20 protein-coding genes are annotated in these 17,693 nt (G+C 70.0%); 3 read left to right on the forward strand and 17 right to left on the reverse strand.

All coding sequences use genetic code 11. From position 1 onward, the window contains the following. The first annotated feature begins 13 nt into the window (after window positions 1-13). Entirely contained in the window at window positions 14-889 is an 876-nt protein-coding gene (locus M3190_RS15075; protein ID WP_251583502.1) for a LysR family transcriptional regulator, read from the forward strand. Between the two features lie 9 nt (window positions 890-898). Here M3190_RS15075 and M3190_RS15080 read toward each other — a convergent pair whose 3' ends face one another. From M3190_RS15080 to M3190_RS15120, 9 genes are read right to left on the reverse strand one after another with little or no spacing between them, the layout of a single operon-like run. Beyond that, window positions 899-1,567: a DNA-3-methyladenine glycosylase gene (locus M3190_RS15080; protein WP_251583503.1), complete on the reverse strand. Its 669-nt coding sequence runs from the start codon at window positions 1,565-1,567 to the stop codon at window positions 899-901. After that, a complete protein-coding gene (locus M3190_RS15085; RefSeq protein WP_251583505.1) occupies window positions 1,564-2,952 on the reverse strand; it encodes a hypothetical protein in 1,389 nt (462 codons plus the stop codon). The genes M3190_RS15080 and M3190_RS15085 overlap by 4 nt, the downstream gene beginning before the upstream one ends. Then, window positions 2,942-3,688: a TIGR03943 family putative permease subunit gene (locus M3190_RS15090; RefSeq protein ID WP_251583548.1), complete on the reverse strand. Its 747-nt coding sequence runs from the start codon at window positions 3,686-3,688 to the stop codon at window positions 2,942-2,944. The genes M3190_RS15085 and M3190_RS15090 overlap by 11 nt, the downstream gene beginning before the upstream one ends. A 4-nt stretch (window positions 3,689-3,692) precedes the next feature. After that, on the reverse strand, window positions 3,693-4,724 hold the full coding sequence (locus M3190_RS15095; protein WP_251583507.1) for a permease: 1,032 nt from the start codon (window positions 4,722-4,724) through the stop codon (window positions 3,693-3,695). Next, a complete protein-coding gene (locus M3190_RS15100) occupies window positions 4,714-5,127 on the reverse strand; it encodes a Fur family transcriptional regulator (RefSeq protein ID WP_251583509.1) in 414 nt (137 codons plus the stop codon). The genes M3190_RS15095 and M3190_RS15100 overlap by 11 nt, the downstream gene beginning before the upstream one ends. A gap of 9 nt (window positions 5,128-5,136) precedes the next feature. After that, window positions 5,137-6,036, reverse strand: a complete 900-nt coding sequence (locus M3190_RS15105; protein WP_251583511.1) for a metal ABC transporter permease — start codon at window positions 6,034-6,036, stop codon at window positions 5,137-5,139. Continuing rightward, window positions 6,033-6,845: a metal ABC transporter ATP-binding protein gene (locus M3190_RS15110; RefSeq protein ID WP_251583512.1), complete on the reverse strand. Its 813-nt coding sequence runs from the start codon at window positions 6,843-6,845 to the stop codon at window positions 6,033-6,035. Before M3190_RS15110 ends, M3190_RS15105 begins: the two co-directional genes overlap by 4 nt. After that, complete coding sequence (locus M3190_RS15115) at window positions 6,842-7,846, reverse strand: metal ABC transporter solute-binding protein, Zn/Mn family (RefSeq protein ID WP_251583520.1); 1,005 nt, start codon at window positions 7,844-7,846, stop codon at window positions 6,842-6,844. Before M3190_RS15115 ends, M3190_RS15110 begins: the two co-directional genes overlap by 4 nt. Before the next feature lie 44 nt (window positions 7,847-7,890). Next, window positions 7,891-8,223, reverse strand: a complete 333-nt coding sequence (locus M3190_RS15120; RefSeq protein WP_251583522.1) for a DUF3140 domain-containing protein — start codon at window positions 8,221-8,223, stop codon at window positions 7,891-7,893. Between the two features lie 137 nt (window positions 8,224-8,360). Between M3190_RS15120 and M3190_RS15125 the strand changes: the two genes are divergently transcribed. Next, complete coding sequence (locus tag M3190_RS15125; RefSeq protein WP_251583523.1) at window positions 8,361-8,789, forward strand: BLUF domain-containing protein; 429 nt, start codon at window positions 8,361-8,363, stop codon at window positions 8,787-8,789. A gap of 6 nt (window positions 8,790-8,795) precedes the next feature. Here the strand turns inward: M3190_RS15125 and M3190_RS15130 are convergent, their stop codons facing one another. Genes M3190_RS15130 through M3190_RS15145 form a run of 4 tightly spaced genes read right to left on the reverse strand, consistent with a single transcriptional unit; the run spans window position 8,796 to window position 12,533 of the window. Beyond that, entirely contained in the window at window positions 8,796-9,056 is a 261-nt protein-coding gene (locus tag M3190_RS15130; protein ID WP_251583524.1) for a DUF6510 family protein, read from the reverse strand. Further along, on the reverse strand, window positions 9,053-9,787 hold the full coding sequence (locus M3190_RS15135; protein WP_251583525.1) for an FAD-binding oxidoreductase: 735 nt from the start codon (window positions 9,785-9,787) through the stop codon (window positions 9,053-9,055). The genes M3190_RS15130 and M3190_RS15135 overlap by 4 nt, the downstream gene beginning before the upstream one ends. Then, entirely contained in the window at window positions 9,784-10,377 is a 594-nt protein-coding gene (locus tag M3190_RS15140) for a molybdopterin-dependent oxidoreductase (RefSeq protein ID WP_251583526.1), read from the reverse strand. Before M3190_RS15140 ends, M3190_RS15135 begins: the two co-directional genes overlap by 4 nt. A gap of 32 nt (window positions 10,378-10,409) precedes the next feature. Continuing rightward, window positions 10,410-12,533 (reverse strand): alpha-galactosidase, encoded by a 2,124-nt coding sequence (locus tag M3190_RS15145; protein ID WP_251583527.1) that lies wholly within the window; start codon window positions 12,531-12,533, stop codon window positions 10,410-10,412. Between the two features lie 112 nt (window positions 12,534-12,645). Between M3190_RS15145 and M3190_RS15150 the strand changes: the two genes are divergently transcribed. Next, a complete protein-coding gene (locus tag M3190_RS15150) occupies window positions 12,646-13,764 on the forward strand; it encodes an ROK family transcriptional regulator (protein WP_251583528.1) in 1,119 nt (372 codons plus the stop codon). A 39-nt stretch (window positions 13,765-13,803) separates the two neighbouring features. On the opposite strand, the gene M3190_RS15155 is transcribed toward M3190_RS15150, so the two are convergent. From M3190_RS15155 to M3190_RS15570, 4 genes are read right to left on the reverse strand one after another with little or no spacing between them, the layout of a single operon-like run. Next, complete coding sequence (locus M3190_RS15155) at window positions 13,804-14,649, reverse strand: ThuA domain-containing protein (protein ID WP_251583530.1); 846 nt, start codon at window positions 14,647-14,649, stop codon at window positions 13,804-13,806. Beyond that, entirely contained in the window at window positions 14,646-15,770 is a 1,125-nt protein-coding gene (locus tag M3190_RS15160) for a Gfo/Idh/MocA family protein (RefSeq protein WP_251583532.1), read from the reverse strand. The genes M3190_RS15155 and M3190_RS15160 overlap by 4 nt, the downstream gene beginning before the upstream one ends. A gap of 8 nt (window positions 15,771-15,778) precedes the next feature. Next, a complete protein-coding gene (locus tag M3190_RS15165) occupies window positions 15,779-16,651 on the reverse strand; it encodes a carbohydrate ABC transporter permease (protein WP_251583534.1) in 873 nt (290 codons plus the stop codon). Window position 16,652: 1 nt separating this feature from the next. Continuing rightward, the gene (locus tag M3190_RS15570; RefSeq protein WP_251583536.1) at window positions 16,653-17,597 is read right to left on the reverse strand and encodes a carbohydrate ABC transporter permease; all 945 of its coding nucleotides are present in this window, start codon (window positions 17,595-17,597) and stop codon (window positions 16,653-16,655) included. Window positions 17,598-17,693 lie beyond the last annotated feature (96 nt).

The raw sequence follows: 17,693 nt of genomic DNA on the forward strand, positions 1-17,693 counted from the left end.
CTATGATCGCGGAATGGAGACCCGTCTGCTCGAGTACTTCGTGACCGTCGCCGACGAGCGGAGTGTGACCGCGGCATCCGCTCGGCTCTTCGCGGCGCAATCCACGGTGTCGGCGGGACTGCAGAGCCTCGAGCGCGACCTGGGCGTGCGGCTGCTCGACCGCACGACGAAGGCGGTGCAGCTGACGCCGGCCGGCGAGACGCTGCTGCCCCTCGCACGGACGGTGCTCGACGACCTCGCCGCCGTGCGCCTCGTGGCCGGCGAGTCCGGAACGGGGCTGCGCGGCCGCATCCGCATCGGGACGTTCGCGGGACTGCGGATCATCGACCTCCCGGGCCTGCTCGGCGACTTCCGCCGGTCGCATCCGCTCGTCGACATCCGGCTGAGCGTATCGCCGACAGGGTCGGTCGGTCTGCTCGACGACCTGCAGCGCGACCGGCTCGATCTCGCGCTGACGGCCGTCACTCCCCCGCCCGGGATGAGCGCGTGGGAGCTCGGCGCGTACCCGTACGTCGCCCTGCTGCCGCCGGATCACCAGCGCGCCGCAGACCGCGCGATCGCCCTTGCCGATCTGGCGGGCGACGACTGGGTCGATGTGCTTCCCGGGTACGGCAACCGCGTGCAGCTCGAGACCGAGCTCGCGCGCCGCGGCATCAGTAGGCGCGTCTCGGCCGAGCTCGGCGAACTGCCCGATGTGCCGCGCTACGTCGCGGCAGGCCTCGGTGTCGCCGTCGTCCCCGACGTCGTCGACACCGCGGGCTGCGTCACGGTGCCGCTGTCGGACCCCGTGCCGCCGTGGACCGTCTCGCTCACCGCGGGGCGCAGCGCGGCGCGGCGCCCGCATGTGCGCGCGCTGCTCGACGCCATCGTCGCGAAACAGTCGGCGTAGGTCGCCCCGTCAGCCGCCGGCGGCCTCCCGCGCGCCGCGTCCCCAGCGGAACGCCGACACGGTCGGGTCGCCCGGGATCCAGAAGCGCCAGGGGAAGGCGTCCGTCCCCGCGACACCCGCGACCCCGACCCGCGGTCCGGTCGCGATCTGGTCGAGCGGCTCGGCGCGCAGGAAGAGCCGCGCACGTGCACCGGCCCGGTCCGCCCCCGTGACGGCGTCTATGCCGTCGTGCACCGGATGCCGCAGTCCCACCGCATCGCCGAGCCGGCCGGGCCCGCGGGCGAGGTCCCGCGCGAGGCGCGCGGCGGGCCGGCGGACATGCGCGACGTCCGCACCCTCGACGACCTCGCCCGCGCGCAGCAGGATTCCGCCGGCGACACCCTCGGGTCCGCAGACGACGTTGACGCACGAGTGGATGCCGTGGCTCAGGTACACGTACAGGTGACCGGGTTCGCCCCACATCGTCGCATTGCGGGCGGTCGGCCCCATTCGGGCATGCGAGCCCGGGTCGGCGAACGCGCCGGTCCCCCGGCCGTGGTACGCCTCGACCTCGGTGATCCGGACGGTCACGGCGCCGGTCGCCGTCGTCACCTGCAGCTCCCCGCCCAGCAGAGTCGGGGCCACCTCGGCCGGGAGGGCCTGCAACGCCTCGCGCGTCGCGGGGACGAGGCCGCTCACAGCGACGGCGCCTTGCGACACCACGACACGTCGAACCCGCGCAGCACCACGACCTGCGCGCCGTCGAGCGTGTAGATCCGGGTCTCGAGCGTCGTGGGCAGCGGCAGCGTGTACCCGTCATAGGTGTTGTCGACGACGTCGGGCGCCACGACGAGGGCTGCGTACCGACCGCTCGGCGCCACGCAGGTCTGCAGCAGGCCGTCGGTCGGGGCGACCTCGGCCACCGGGGTGGCGGCACCGTCGGCATCCACTCGCGTGATCGTCGTCGCCAGCGGCGTCATCCCGTCGAAGGGGGTCAGGGCGCGCAGCGTGGAGCCGTCGGCGAGCGCGGTCACCGATCCGGTCTGCCCGAGCTTCGCGGAGGTCGGGGGGAGCGCCTTCTCGTCTGCCGTGGTCAGATCGACCACGGCAGGGCCGGCGACCCGCTCGATGTACGCGGTCGTCCCGGCGATGTCGTCGATCCCGATCGCGTTCCCGAGCTCGACGGGAGCGCCGCCTGACGGTGAGACGAGGCTCAGCGCACCGTCGAAGGTGAGCATGAGGATGCTGTCGGTCCCGGGCACGAACCGCCAGTCCTCGACCCGGGGATCCGCGCCGGTCACCGCGATCTCGGCGGGCTTCGCGGTCGGGTCCGCCGTGGACCCGGTGAACAGGAGGCTCTCGCGTCCGCCGGATGCCGAGATGTCGGCATCCGTGAAGGTGTACCCGATCGTGTTGCCGCGCTCCGCACTCTGCAGATTGGTCACGATCCCCGCGCCGGGCAGGGCGAGCTCCTGCGGGTGCGAGCCGTCTGCCCGGGTGACGATGAGGCGCGAGACCCCGTCCTCGAGCGTCGAGACGACGAGGTGACCCGCCGTCGCGCGGAAGTCCTCGATGTGGTCGGACGCGAACACCTCGGTCGCGTCGCCCGCGAGGTCGACGCGGTAGATCTTGTCGGCCGCCTCGCCCCGCTGCAGGACGAACGCGTTCAGCTTCGGCGTCGTGAACGACTCCTCGATCGTCGAGGTGGGCCCGCCGCCCACGCCTGCGAGCCCGTCGATCCGGATCGAATACGTGGTCTCGTCCCAGAGCGGATCGGTGAAGCGGAGACCCACGCTGCGGCCCGAGGTGTCGACCGTGAACGCGGCGGCCGGGGTCACGGTGACCTGAGCGGCATCCACCTGCTGCAGCGACTGCGTGGTCTCGAAGATCAGGCGCGAACCCGCCGACGAGACCGCGGCCGCGGCGTCGGACTGCACCGAGGTGACCCGCGGTCCCTGCAGCGTGGTCACGACGCCCGCAGCCACCGCGACGACACCGAGCACCGCGACGACCGCCAGGACGCGCAGCGAGAACCCGCGGGCCAGGCGTCGACGGCGCTGGGCGCGGCGGCCGTCAGAACTCATACGGGTCCTCGGGCTCGTCGATCGGTTCGACGGATGCCGCATCCACCCGCAGCTGCCCGTCCACGTCGCGGATGGTGCCGGTGACGGTGACCCACTGGCCGTCGCTCGGGATCTCGCCCGTCGCGACCGGCAGGCTCGCCGGCTGAGCGTCGATGACGCAGTGCGTGATGATGAGGCGGGTCAGGTCGAAGCCCTCGTCGCCGGGCGCGGCGAAGCCGGTGAGCGAGATCTCCGTGCCGTCGAACACCTCCGGATCGGTCGCCGTGGCGAACACGCTCGCCCAGTCCCCGATGCCGAACGACGCGGTGTCGCCCGTGATCGCGAGCGCGACGGTGTCGGCGCCCTGGAACAGGGGCGCGGCGCCGGTGTCGCGCGAGGCGGCGAGCTCGGCGGAGAGGGTCGCCGGCGGGACGACGAGCATGGTGCCCGCGACGCCGAGCGCGAGCACGCCACCCGCGGTCGTCGCGACGGTGCCTGCGATCCGCCGCGGGGAGGACGTCCCGTGGTCATGGTCGTGCGCCGACTCGTCGCCGTGGTCGTGACCGTGATCCTCGGCCGCACCGAGCGGCAGCAGGAAACTCAGGACGACACCGACGAGGGCGAGCACCGCCATCGACACGGCGAACCAGGACGAGTCCGGGTTGATGTAGAGCGCGAGTCGACCGGTGACCGCGAGCGCGATGGTCACAGCGGAGATGGATGCCACGGCGCCGACGCCCAGCATCCGGAACCAGATCGTGTCACGCAAGGAGGTTCACCACCCCTCCGATCGCGGCGGCCGCGAGGACGACGGCCGCCACGAGCACACCGAGCACGCGGGAGCGGAAGGTCGTACGCAGGAGCGCCAGCATCTTCACGTCGACGAGCGGTCCCACCAGCAGGAACGCGACGATGGCACCCGGGGTGAAGGTCGAGGCGAACGACAGCGCGAAGAACGAGTCGACGTTCGAGCAGATCGACACGATCATCGCGAGCAGGATCATCGCGGCGATCGACAGTGCCGGGTTCGAGCCGATCGACAGCAGGACGTCGCGCGGAACGACGACCTGCACGGCCCCCGCGACCGACGACCCGATGACGAGCGCGGGCATGACGGCGCGCAGCTCGACGACGAATTGTGCGAGGCTGCGTCGACCCCTGTCACCCGACGCGCCCTGCTCCGCGAGGCACGCGTCGCGGAAGCGATCGGTGACGAGGGCGTCCTGATCGGGATGCCGACTGTACAGCCATCCGATCACGTTCGCGATGAGGTAGCCGCCGAGCAGCCGGGCGACGAGGATGCCGTCGTCGAACCCGAAGGCCTGGTGCGTCGTGATGATGACGATCGGGTTGACGATGGGGGCGGCGACGAGGAACGTCAGCGTCTCGGCCACCGAGAAGCCCCGCATCATGAGACCGCGGGCGAAGGGGACGTTGCCGCACTCGCAGACCGGGATCAGCATGCCCAGCAGCGACAGCACGGCCCGCCGGCCCCAGGGATTGCGCGGCATCCACCGCTCGATCACGCCCGGCGGGACCCACACCTGCACGACGATCGACAGGATGACGCCGAGCACGACGAACGGCAACGACTCGATGAGCACGCTGAGCGCGAGGGTGAGGCCGTCCTGAGCCCGGGTCGGAAGCTCGGGTGACGGGCTCCAGAGGGCGACCCCGATCAGTGCGAGGACGGCGAGGAATCCGAGCCCCAGCCACAGCGCGCCGCGACCGGCCGACCCTGCACGGGAGGTCGACGTCGCACGCGGGGCCGCGGGGCGGGCCTCAGTCCGCACGGGCCTCGGATGCCGCCCGGCGCGCGCAGTCCGCGCAGGTGCCGAAGATGTCGACCACGTGCTCGGCGTCGGTGAACCCGTTCGCGGCGGCGATGCGCTTGGCCCAGGTCTCGACCTCGTCCGCCTGGATCTCGACCGCCTTGCCGCAGACCCGGCAGATGAGGTGGTGGTGGTGCCCGGTGCTGGCGCAGGCGCGATAGATCGCCTCGCCGTCGGGCGACTGCAGCTGGTCGGCCTCGCCGCTGGCGGCGAGTGTGGCGAGCGCGCGGTAGACGGTCGCCAGCCCGATGCCCGTGTTCTCGTCGCGCAGTGCGGCGTGCAGGTCCTGGGCGCTGACGAACCCCGGGGCGTCGGACAGCGCCGAGCGCACGCGCTCGCGCTGCCAGGTGTTGCGCTGGGCCATGGCCGGATTCTACGCCCGCGTCCTGGCGGCGGCCTGGGTGCCGCGGGCGGCATCGATCCGTTGGACTCGCCCCTGACGATCGCCGACGACGCGGCAGACGAGATAGATGAGGAACGAGATCGTCGTGATGTACGGGCTCACGGGAAGGGTACCCGCGACGGCGAGCAGGATGCCGCCGACAGCCGAGACCACACCGAAGAGGGCGGCGAGCAGCGGCACCGCGACGGGCCCATGCGCGATGCGAGAGGCTGCCGCCGCCGGCGTCACGAGGAGCGCGAGGACGAGGAGCGCACCGATGATGTGCACCGCGACCGCTACGGCGAGGCCGAGCAGCAGCATGAAGGCGAGGGAGATGAGGCCGGTCGGGACGCCGCGCGCGGCCGCGGACTGCGGGTCGAGCGAATCGAAGCGCAGCGGCCGCCAGATCATCAGCAGCGCGACGAGCACGACCGCCGAGATGACGATCAGCCAGGTCAGCTGATCGGACTGCACCGAGACGATCTGGCCGGTAAGCAGGCTGAAGCGGTTCGCGCTGCGACCGTCGTAGAGGGCGAGGAAGAGGATGCCGAGGCCCAGGCCGAACGGCATGAGCACCCCGATGATCGAGTTGCGGTCGCGCGCCCGCGCGCCGAGCCACCCGATGAGGGCGGCGGCGATCATCGAGCCGACGATCGACCCGGTGACCACGTCGGCCCCGATCAGCAGGGCTGCGGCGGCCCCCGCGAACGAGAGCTCGCTGATGCCGTGCACCGCGAAGGCCATGTCGCGCTGCAGGACGAAGACGCCGATCAGTCCGCCGACGAGGCCGAGCACCGCCCCCGCCCACACCGAGTTCTGGACGAGCGCGAGGATCTGTCCGTACACCGGCAGACCGCCGAACATGGCGTCCGAGATGTCGTCCCAGTTCATGCGTGGTCCTCGTGATGGTGGTGGGACGCCTCGGCGTCGGGCGCGCCGACGACGACCAGGCGGTCGCCGGCCCGCAGCACGAAGACAGGCGCCCCGTAGAGGTCGGTGAGCACCGGCGACGTGAGGACGTCCTTCGGCTTCCCGAGCGTGAAGCGACCGTTCGCGATGTAGAGGATGCGGTCGACCTTGCCCAGCAGCGGGTTGATGTCGTGGGTGACGAGCAGGACGGCGGCGCCGCCGCGGCGGTGTCGATCGATGAGCCCGACGACGGCCTGCTGGTTGGCGAGGTCGAGACTCGTCAGGGGCTCGTCGCACAGCAGCAGTCGCGGGTCGTCGGCGAGCGCCTGCCCCACGCGCAGTCGCTGCTGCTCCCCGCCGGAGAGGATGCCGACGGGACGGTCGGCGAACTCGGTCGCCCCGACCTCGGCGAGGAGCTGATCCACCCGCTGCCGATCTCTGCGGCGCGGGATCGGCGGGCCGAAGCGATGGCCGTTGACGCCGAGGGCGACGAGATCGCGACCGCGCAGCGCCGTGTCGCGCGGAAGCGGACGGGTCTGCGGCAGGTAGCCGATCCCCCGGTTGCCGGCGCGGTGGACGCGTGTGCCGTCCACCTCGACGGTTCCCTCGCTGAGGTCCTCGAGCCCAAGGATCGCGCGAAGCAGAGTCGTCTTGCCCGAGCCGCTCGGTCCGAGTACGGCGATCAGCTCGCCGGGTTGGACGTCGAGGTCGAGGCCGCTCCAGAGCTCCCGCCCGCCGCGGCGGAGCGCGGCGCCCCGGATGCGGAGGGGGATGTCATGGGGCCGGGTCACCGAGTCAGGCTACCGGCCAGCTCGTCGATGTTCTGCTGCATCCACTCGACGTAGGTCAGCCCCTCGGGCAGCAGCTCGGTGAACTGCAGCACGGGGATGTCGTTCTTCGCCGCGAGGTTCTCGACCTCGGTGGTCTCGGCGCCGCCGGTCTGCGCGTTGACGATGACGGTGCGCACCTCGCCCGAGTCGAGGATGTCCGTGGCCTCGAGCATGGTCGCCGGCGGGACATCCTGCCCCTCTTCGACGGCCTCGCTGAAGGCCTCCGGAGTGGCGTTCTCGAGGCCGGCCGCTGCCGCGAGGTACAGCGGAACGGGCTCTGTCACGAACACCTTCTCACCCGCGTGGTCGGTCTTGATCGCCTCGAGGGAGCCTTCGAGACCGGCGATACCGTCGATGAGCGTCTTCGCGTTCGCCTCGAAGGTGTCGGCCTTCGCGGCATCCAGTTCACCCAGTTCATGGGCGATGTCCTCGACGACGTGCTCCATCGTGTGCAGGTCGTACCAGACGTGCTCGTTGAAGCCCTCGATGTGATCGTGACCCGCGTGGTCGTCGTCTTCGGCGTGGTCGTGCTCCTCTCCCTCGGCATGGTCGTCCTCGGCGTGCGCCTCGTCGGAGTGACCCTCGTTGCCGGGGTAGTCGTGCGAGTACTCGACGGCGGTGATCACGGGCGCCTTCGTGCCGGTCGCCTCGATCAACCCGTCCAGGAACGCGTCGTACCCGCCGCCGTTCTCGATGACGAGGTCGGCCTGCGACACGGTGAGCTGATCGCGGGCCGAGGCCTCGTAGGAGTGCGGGTCCTGGGACAGCGAGTCGATGATCGAGGTCACCTCGACGTCGTCGCCGCCGACCGCCGCCGCGAGCGAGCCGTAGACGTTGGTGGATGCGACGACGGTGAGGCGGTCGCTCTCACCCGCCGCCGGTGCCGTCGACGTCGCGCACCCCGCGAGGACGAGGACCGATCCGGCGGAGAGGGCGAGCAGTGCGGGCACACGAGAGGTCATGTCCCGCAGTCTACGCGGTGTTGATAATCGTTCTCAAATCGTCGTCACTTGAGCGGGTCGTGACCCCAGTTCATGAGCGAGTAACGCCAGTCGGTGTCCTCGACATCTCCCTTCGGACGCTGCTTGGAGTGGCGGGCGACGTATCCGTGCACCTTCTTCATGTGCGCGTAGTCCGCGTCTGTGCGGTCGTCCTTCTTCTTCCGGAGGATCGTCACGATGCGCCGGCCCGAGGCGTGACCGGTCGACTCGCCACCGCCCGACTTCTGCCCCACGCTCTTCGACTCGTCGGTGTCGAGCCACTTCTCGATCTCCGCCGCGGTCATGTTCACGGCATCGTCGAAGTCCTTCTGGATCTGCTGCTGTTCGTCATCGCTCATGGCGGGAGTCTCCGCATCCCTTGGCGCATCAGCAAGGGCTTGCGCAAGAGGCGGATCCAGCCCTCACCGGGTGTTACTGTCATCGGACCCGGCGGCACCGCATCCGCCTACCCGTCACCGCCCCGGAGAGCTCGAGCATGACCGACCAGCTGACCTTCATCGTCTACGCGAGCCGTGCCGTCGAGCCGTTCGACCACGATCGCCTCGTCGAGCTGCTCACTGAGAGCCGCGCGAACAACGCGCGCGACGGCATCACGGGGATGCTGGTCTACCGTGACCTCGATTTCATCCAGATCCTCGAAGGACCGGATGCCTCCGTCCGCGCGCTCCTCGAGCGCATCGGCCGCGATCCGCGCCACACCGACGTGCGCGTGCTGCTCGACGAGCAGACGAGCGAGCGCAAGTACGCGGCGTGGTCGATGGGCTATGAGCCGACGGCGCCCGGCGACGGATCAGACGGCGCCGTCGACGCCCTCCAGGCTGCGGACGGCGACGCGTCGACCCGCGAGTCGGCGGACGCCCTCGGCGGCTGGTTCCACGGCAAGGCGACCCAAGCCGCGGACTGACCGGGCTCACTCACCGCGGGCGATCGACATGTTCGCCAGCCCGGACAGGTTGACGAGCACCTCCGTCTCCGTCTGCACGATGACCGCGAGGACCCCGTTGCACTCCTCGCAGCGGGCAACGGCGCCCATTTCGGTCACGTAGGCGTGGGCCTTCGCGAGGACGGCGCGATGTCGGCATCCCGCGCACTGTCCGAGTGCGTCGATGAACTCGGAACCGAGGGCGTCGGCGAAGGTGCCGGCGAGAGCATTCCCGTCGAGGTGCGTCATCCGTTCCCTCCGAAGCGTTCGGTGCGTATGCGGACGGGGTCGTGGCCGAGCTGCGAGAGCCAGCCGGCGACCGCCTCGACGAACGGGGTCGGTCCGCAGACGTAGATCCTCGGCGTCGCCGCTGCGGAGAAGATCGACGCGGAGAGGGCCTCCGCGGTCAGCCGCCCGGGAGGATGCGCCGCTGCGGCGGGCGCTCGACGCGTGTGCACGATGTCGACGCCCGTCCTGGTCAGTGCGGCGATCTCATCGGCGAAGAAGACGTCGTCGGGAGTCCGGACCGAGTAGAGCAGTCGGAAGTCCGGTCCCTGCGGGTCGAGTTCCCGTGCGGCGGCCATCGCGAACAGGGGGACCACACCGGAGCCGCCCGCGATGAGCTGCACCGGCGCGGGGTCCGGGTCGTCCGGGATCCAGACGAAATAGCGCCCCAGCGGCCCGTGCACCTCCAGCTCGTCGCCCTCGACGAGGTCGTGGACCAGGTAGGGCGAGACCTCGCCCGAGGGCACCTCGTCGACTGCGAGGACGACCCGGGTGCTCCGGCCCGACGACGCGATCGAGTAGGACCGCGACGCCTGATACCCGTCGGGTGCGGTCAGGCGGATGTCGAGATGGGAGCCCGCGTGGTTCCCCGGCCAGGTGGGGACCTCGATCTCGAGACGGACCGCGGAGGCGGTCTCGCGGCGGCGGGAGACCACGCGACCTACGTGCCATCCCGCGCGGAACCGCTCCGTCACCAGTAGCGTTCCTCGCGCCACGGATCGCCGCGCAGGTGGTAGCCGTTCTGCTCCCAGAACCCCGGTTCGTCGGTGGGCATCATCCGCATCTCGGCGACCCACTTCGCGCTCTTCCAGAAGTAGAGGTGCGGGACGAGCAGTCGCGCCGGACCGCCGTGCTCGGCGGTCAGGGGCTCGCCGTCCGCCTCCGTCGCGATCCACGCCTGTCCTTCGAGCAGATCGTCGAGGGGCACGTTGGTGGTGTACCCGTCGTGGGTGCGCACCATCACGAAGTCGTAGGAGGTCTCGACCTCCTCGAAGAGCCGATCCACCGAGACACCGCGCCACGGCATCCCGAGGCGTGACCAGTGGGTGACGCAGTGGATGTCGGTGACCACGTCCTCCACCCCCAGGTCGTGGAGGGTGCCCCAGTCCCAGCGATGCTGAGCACCCGTCTCGGTCGTGATCGTGAACGACCACTCGTCGGTAGGGATGTCGGGGGTGGGGCCGGCCGTGAGGACGGGCCAGTCGTCGACGAGCGTCTGACCCGGGGGGAGCCGGGGATCGCTCGTACCTCGCCGACCGCCGAACCCGCGATTGATGACCGCCATGGGAGATGCCTACCGCGTCCGCCGTGGTTCCGTCAACGAGCGGTGACCTCGACGACGACGGCTTGCTGCGGGTTCTGCACCGGCGGTCGCAGACCGACGATGGCGAGTTGACGTCCGGTCAGCACTGTGTCGTGGTGCGCCCACTCGAGGGGGGACTGCGCGGGGGTCTGCACGATGCCGCCGGGGGTGATGATCTCGATCCGGTAGGTGCGGTCGGGGTCGAGCCCCGGGAAGCGCACGCGCCCCGCCGGCGAGGAGATGAGGGTCTGGGTCTGGGTGATGGTGAAGAAGGCGGATGCCTGGTCTTCGGCGACGACGCCGCGGACATCGAGTCCGGGGTCGGCGACATCGGTGTTGACGACGCGGCCGGTCGCGACGAGGGGGCGAACCCGTTTGGCGAGGGCGACCCACGCGCCAACGGCCGCGGCATCCGTGTCGGTGAGGGTCGTGACGTCCCATTCGATGCCGAAGTGACCGAACAGGGCCACGGCTCCGCTGAGGGTGAGGGAGACGGTGCGGCCGGTGGAGTGCACGTGCGGGGTGGTCAGGTGCATGCCCATCATCTCGGGCGGGACGACCAGGGCCGTGTACCGCTGGTTCTCGAGGCGTTCGATCGGGTCGAGGCAGTCGCTGGTCCAGATCCGGTCGGTGCGGTCGAGGATGCCGAGATCGACGCGGGCGCCGCCGGAGGCGCAGCTCTCGATCTCCAGGCCCGGGTGGGCGGCCTTGAGTTCGTCGATGAGGCGGTAGACGGCGTGGGTCTGCGCGTGCACGAGGGCCGCGCCGCCGGGACCGGCGGCCGCGTCGACGAGGTCCCGGTTGTGATCCCACTTCACGTACGCGATCGGGTACGCGGTGAGGATGTCGCTAATCACGCGGAACATGTACGCGTACGCGTCAGGATTGGCGAGGTTCAGCACCTGCTGCTGCCGGGAGGAGGGCGGCAGGTCGGTGCGGCCGCGGAGGATCCAGTCGGGGTGGGAGCGGGCGAGGTCGCTGTCGGGGTTGACCATCTCGGGTTCGAACCAGAGGCCGAACTCCATCCCCTTCGCGACCACGTGATCGGCGATCGGGTGCAGCCCCTCGGGCCACACCGTCTCGTCCACGTACCAGTCGCCGAGCCCCGCGGTGTCGTCGCGGCGGTGCCGGAACCAGCCGTCGTCGAGCACGTACCGCTCCACCCCCAGCTCCGCCGCCGCGTCGGCGAGGGCGATCAGCTTCGGCAGCCGATGGTCGAAGTACACCGCCTCCCACGTGTTGAGCGTGATCGGACGCGGACGAGTCGGATGCTGCGGCCGCGAACGCCACTCATCATGGAACCGTGCCGCGAGCTCGTCGAGCCCGTCGCCCCACGACCCCAGCAGTTCGGGAGACGAGATCTCCTCACCCGGCGCGAGACGGATCTCCCCCGGCAGATACAGCTCACCCGCGCCGAGGAACGACTCGCCCGTCGGGACCCGCTCCGCGAAGATCCGCGAGTTGCCACTCCACGCCAGGTGTACCCCGTGCACCCGCCCCCGCTCGAACCCGAACCCCGGGACCCCGGCCGCGAGCAGCAAGGTGGCGTCGGCACCCGGGCGGCCGCGCCGCGACTCCCGCAGATGCGTCCCGAACGTCAGCACGTGACGCTGCGCCGACCGCTCCCGCAAGTGACGACCCGTCGTATCGAGGAGCTCCGTCGCCTCCCACGGCAGAGGAAGCGTCACATGCAACGCCTGCACCGTGTACACACCCACCCCGTCGTTGCGCACCGACGTCCGCGCCCGCACCAACCCCGACGCCGTCACCCGCAGCTCGTACCGGGCCGACAGCCGCATCTCGGCATCCGTGAGATCGAAACGGACGGATGTGCTCGTCACCTCACTCGCGTGCAGTTCGAATCGCACGCCGACCGCGTCGCCGTCGCGGTGCCCCTCCAGCGCGGGCATTCCCGCCCAGCCGGATGCCGCCGTGCTGACCACGCTCAGCCCGACCGTCTCATCGAGTCCGCCCGAGGCCCGCTGCAGACGGTCAGCGCGGGCGAGGGAGTTGAGGGTCTCTTGCGACACCCGTCCGAGGTCCGGACCCCAGTGCACGATCCGCGGGACCCCTGCGGACGAATCGATGCAGACGCTGGTGCCGCCGGCACGGAGATGGACGACGTCGGGCGTGGGCATAGGATTAGTTTCGACGTAAAATATTATCGAGTCAAGAACAATGGGTTACCGAGCGTGGCGGCAACCTCCGGAGCCCCCGCTGTGCCACTGTGACTGCATCGAGGAGGTGGGGATGAGCGACAGTGAAGCTGCCCTGGCACGCACCGTGCTCATCTACGGCCCGCTGTCGCGGCGAGACCTCGGCGTGAAGCTGGGACTGTCGCCGGCGAGTCTGACCCGCCTCGCGAAACCGCTCGTCGAGCGCGGCCTGCTCGTCGAGCTGGAGGAGGTCGCCGACGGCACCGTCGGGCGCCCCAGCCGACCCTTGGACATCGCACCGAACCTGGGCTCCTTCGTCGGAGTGAAGATCACCGGTGACCTCGTCATCGCCGTCGGCACCGACATCCGAGCCGAGCAGATCGCGGCGGGAGAATGGCCCATCGAGGACACGTCGCCCGAGGCGGTCCTGGCGCTCGTGCACCGCGCCGTCACCGAACTCGACGTCCCGAACCTCGTCGCCGTGGGTGTGAGCCTCGGCGGAGTCGTCCACGACGGTGTCGCCGTCCGGGCATCCTTCCTCGGGTGGGACGACGTCGACGTGGCGACGGACCTGAGCGGACGGCTCGGGGTCCCCGTGAACGTCGAGAACGACGTGGTCGCCCTCGCCGAGGCCGAGCGCTGGTTCGGCGCGGGGCGCGGACTCTCCGGATTCGCGGTCATCACGATCGGCGCGGGCGTCGGCTACGGGCTCGTCGTGGACAACGAGGTCATTCGGACACCGGACGCGACGGCCGGCACGGGCGCCCACATCCCCCTCGACCCCTATGGTCCGATCTGCTCCGAGGGCCACCGCGGCTGTGCCCAGGCGTTGCTGACGTCGGGTTCGATCACCGCCCAGGCGTCGGCTGCTCTCGGTCGCCCTGTCGGGTACGACGAGATTCTCCACCTCGCCGAGGACGGCCATCCTGCCGTCAGCGCGATCGTCGGCAGCGCCGCCGACGCGCTCGGCAGGCTCATCGCACTGGCGACAAACCTCAGCCTGCAGTCGACGGTGGTGCTCTCGGGTGAGGGCGTCAGCCTGCTCACGATCGTCCACGACCGGGTGCTCGCCGCGGCCGCCGCCGGTCGCGACCCGCATGCCAACCCTATCGATCTGATCGTCGACGGGTCGGGTTTCCGCGCGTGGGCGCGAGGCGCCGCAGCGGTCGCCATCCAATCCACGATGGACAGGATGCGCAGCCGACGTCGGTGATCCTGGTGGGAGGGGCGGATGGACGCCGCCCCTCCCACGTCAGGACGGATCGCCCCCGAAGTCGACGGGCTCCCGCGTGTGATAGTCGACAAGGCCGTCGTCGGACTCCAGAACCGGGGTGTCGAAGCGGCCCGTCAGATACATCGGGGTGACGAGATACGACGTTCTCGGCCGGTCTGTGCGCGCCCACTCCACCCCGTTCGCGATGACACGCTGGATGTTCGGATCGTGGTAAACGGGGAAGATCTCATCGCCGGGGCTGAAGTAGAACACCCTGCCGTACCCGCGTCGGTAGGTGATCCCGCTGCGGAAGACCTCGCCACCGCTGAAACTGCTGATGAAGACCAGTTCGTCCGGCTCCGGGACGTCGAAGAACTCCCCGTACATCTCCTGCGTCGGAATGATCAGCGGTTGCGGGATGCCCGCGGCGATCGGATGCGTCGGCGAGACGGTCCAGACGAGTTCCCTGTCGCGGTCGTTGCGCCACCGGAGGCTGCAGGTCGTCCCCATCAGGCGGCGGAAGATCTTCGAGTGATGCCCCGAGTGCAGGACGATGATGCCCATGCCCTCCAGCACATGCGACTGGATGCGATCGACGACACGGTCGTCGATCTCGTCGTGGGCGGCGTGTCCCCACCACACGAGGACGTCGGTCTCGGACAGCAGCTCGTCGGTCATGCCGTGTTCCGGGTCCTCGAGCACACGGGTGGTGACGACGGCTCGGTCGCCCAGATGAGCGGTGATCCCTCGGGCGATCGTCGTGTGCATGCCATCGGGGTAGATCCCCTGCACGACAGGGTTCACCTGTTCGTGACGGTTCTCCCCCCAGACGACGACGCGGATCGGTCGCCCCGAGGGGGCTTCGACGAGGACGGTGTCGGTCATAAGGCGCCTCCAGACGCGATCGCGGGCGCAGAGCCCCAGGGGGTCGTGGACAGTCCGTGCACGGCGTCGGGCCAGGAATACAGCTCGGCTGCGACATCCTCCCGCGTCTCATCGTGACGCGCGCGGGCCAGCGCCTCATCGAGGAGTTCACGGATGACGACGCGCTCGCCCTGACGCGAACTGCTCTCGGTGGCGCCCTCGATCATCGCGAGGGTCAGCACGTTGTCACGGACCTCGTTCTGCGGCGTCCGGCCGTCCCTCACACAAGAGACGAACTCGGCCAGCGACCCTTCGATGCTCTCGCCCGCTGCCGGCGGCTGGGGAACGACACGCTCGGAGCGGAGCGAGACCGCCGACTCGCCGTCCCACGTCGCCACACCTTCGAGACCGTACATCCGCCACTCCGCGTTCCACGAGGTCTCGGCTCCCGGCGCGGCCCGACTGCCGGAGTAGACGAAACGAGCACCGGAGGCCAGTTCGAAGGTGGCCACCGCCGAAGCCTTTCCCGCGAACCAACTCCACGGCGGGTTCCACGCATCGCAGCGGACGCTGATCGGGACGTCGTCGGTGATGAATCGCAGCATGTCGAAGTGATGGACCGACATGTCCACGAGGAGCGGATGCTCCATCTGCTCGCGAAATCCCGGCTCGTGGTCCTCGTGGAAGAAGTCCGCGAGGACCGTGCTCAAGGGCCCGACCTTCCGGGCGACCTCGGCGAACGTCGCGAGCGGTCCGAAGTACCGGCGCGACTGACTCACCATCAGGAGCTGCCCGGTCACGTTCGCGAGGGCCACCTGCCGCAGGGCTTCCGACACGGTCGGCGCGAGGGGCTTCTCGCAGAGCACGGGCAGCCCTGCGCGCATCGCCTGTTCGTTGACGACACGGTGCGCCTGGGGCACCGTCACGTTGATGACCGCTTCGATCCCTGCACCCTCGACCTCGGCCAAGGACGTCCCGGTCGTGATGTCCAAGCCGGTGGAGGCGCAGGTGCGACGCGCCAGCTCGATGTCGAGGTCCACAACGGCGACAGGGATCGCGACCGAGGATGCCGCCAGCATCCGAAGCCACTCGCCTCCCATCGCGCCCGCCCCGACGAGCGCGACCCGCAGTCGTCCGTCCACGTCGCCCATCATCCCTTCAGGGCTCCACCGAGGCTGGACCGCAACAGGTGTTTGCGGACGAAGATGTAGAGGATCGCGGGTGGGAGGACGTACACGATCGCGCTGGCTGCCAGCAGCCCCCAGTCGACGTGATCACGCTCGCTGAACGCTCGGAACAGGCCGATGGCGAGGGGGTACAGCTCCTGGCTCTGGAGCATCACGAGCGGCGTGAGGAAGTCGCCCCAAGACCCCATGAACTGCAGCATCGCCGCAGCCCCCAGGCCCGGCCCGATGAGCGGAAGGACGACGCGCCGGATGGCCTGCAGGCGCGTGCTCCCGTCGACCCACGCCGCCTCCTCGAGCTCGAGCGGGATCGCGTCGACCGTGCCCTTCATCAGCCAAAGCGTCACCGGCAGGCCGCCGACCGCCTGCACCAGGATGAGGCCGTGCAGGGTGTTCGTCAGGTGCAGGTTCACCATGATCAGGTACAGCGCCACGATCGTGGCCGGCGCCGGCACGACGCGGATGAGCAGGATGCTGAACATGAAGAAGCGTCGGCCCCGGAACTCGAAACGCGAGAGGGCGTAGCCGCCCGCCACACCGAGCGCGAGGTTCAGCACGGTGGAGCCGACCGCGACGACGAGGCTGTTGATCACGAGCATCGGCGTGCCGGGGGCGGCGAAGAAGCGGGTGAAGTTGTCGAACGACCAGGTCGGCCACTGCACGGTCGCACCGGCGTTCTGATCCACCGCGCTCAGCAGCACCCAGGCGAAGGGAACGAGGCAGAAGAGCACGAGCAGGACGAGCAGGACGTACCCGATGGTCCGTTGCACGACGTCGACCGGCTGCAGCGGCCTGCGGCGCTGCAGCACCACGGAGGTGTTCTCACTGACGGCGGTCATGTCACACCTTCACTTTCGCGAGCCTGACGTACACGACCCCGAGGACGAGGACGATGACGAGGAGGATGATCGAGGCCGCACTCCCGATGCCGATCTGGGAGAACTGGAGCGCGCGCTCGTAGATGTAGATGGCGGCGATCCGGGTCTGCCCACCGGGGCCGCCTCGAGTGAGGAAGTAGACCAGGCCGAACACGCCGACCGTGCTGATCGTCGTCAGGAGCAGATAGAGGAACACCGGCCCGCGGATCAGCGGGAGCGTGACATGGCGGAACACCTGGGTCGCACCGGCACCGTCGACCCGCGCCGCCTCGATGAGCTCGACCGGGACATCCTCGAGCGCCGCCTGGAACATGATCATCGCGAACGCGAGTCCGCGCCAGACGTTGACGAGGATGATGGCCACCATCGGGACCGTCTGGAGCCAGCTCGTGGGCTCCGCACCGAAGAGGGAGGTCAGGCGGTTGAGGGTCCCCTCCGGGCTGGTCGCCAGCACGCTGGCCCACGCCAGGGAGGCGACCACCTCGGGGACCACCATCGGCATGAGGATGGCCGCGCCGAAGACACCCTTCCCGCGGACCCAGGGGCGGCTCAGCAGGATCGCGGCGACCATGCCCAGGACCGTCTGCCCGATGATGGCCGAGAAGAGGAGGAACGTCCCCGTCTGCCCGAGCGAGGCGAGGAAGTCGCTGCTCGTGAGGAGGTAGGCGTAGTTGTCCAGGCCGACGAACTTCGGATCGCGAGCCGCGAACCCGGTCAGCTGCGTGTTCGTGAGGCTGAGCCACAGACCGTAGACCGCCGGCAGGACGATGAACAGGGAGATCAGGATGGCCGAAGGTCCCAGCAGCACGGCGACGATCGGCCAGGTGCTGCGGGCACGGCGGCGCCGCCGCGCAGGCTGCCGAGTGGCATCCTGCGCGGCGGCGGGCAGATCGACGATCGTCGTCACTGCTTCACCAGACTCGGCCCCAGCAGGTCCGTGGCGTCCTTCACGAACGATTCGTACGCCTGCCGGCCGTTGGCTTCGCCGCTCAGGATCTTCTCC

This window comes from Microbacterium oleivorans (assembly GCF_023715745.1).
GTDB lineage: Bacteria > Actinomycetota > Actinomycetes > Actinomycetales > Microbacteriaceae > Microbacterium > Microbacterium oleivorans_D.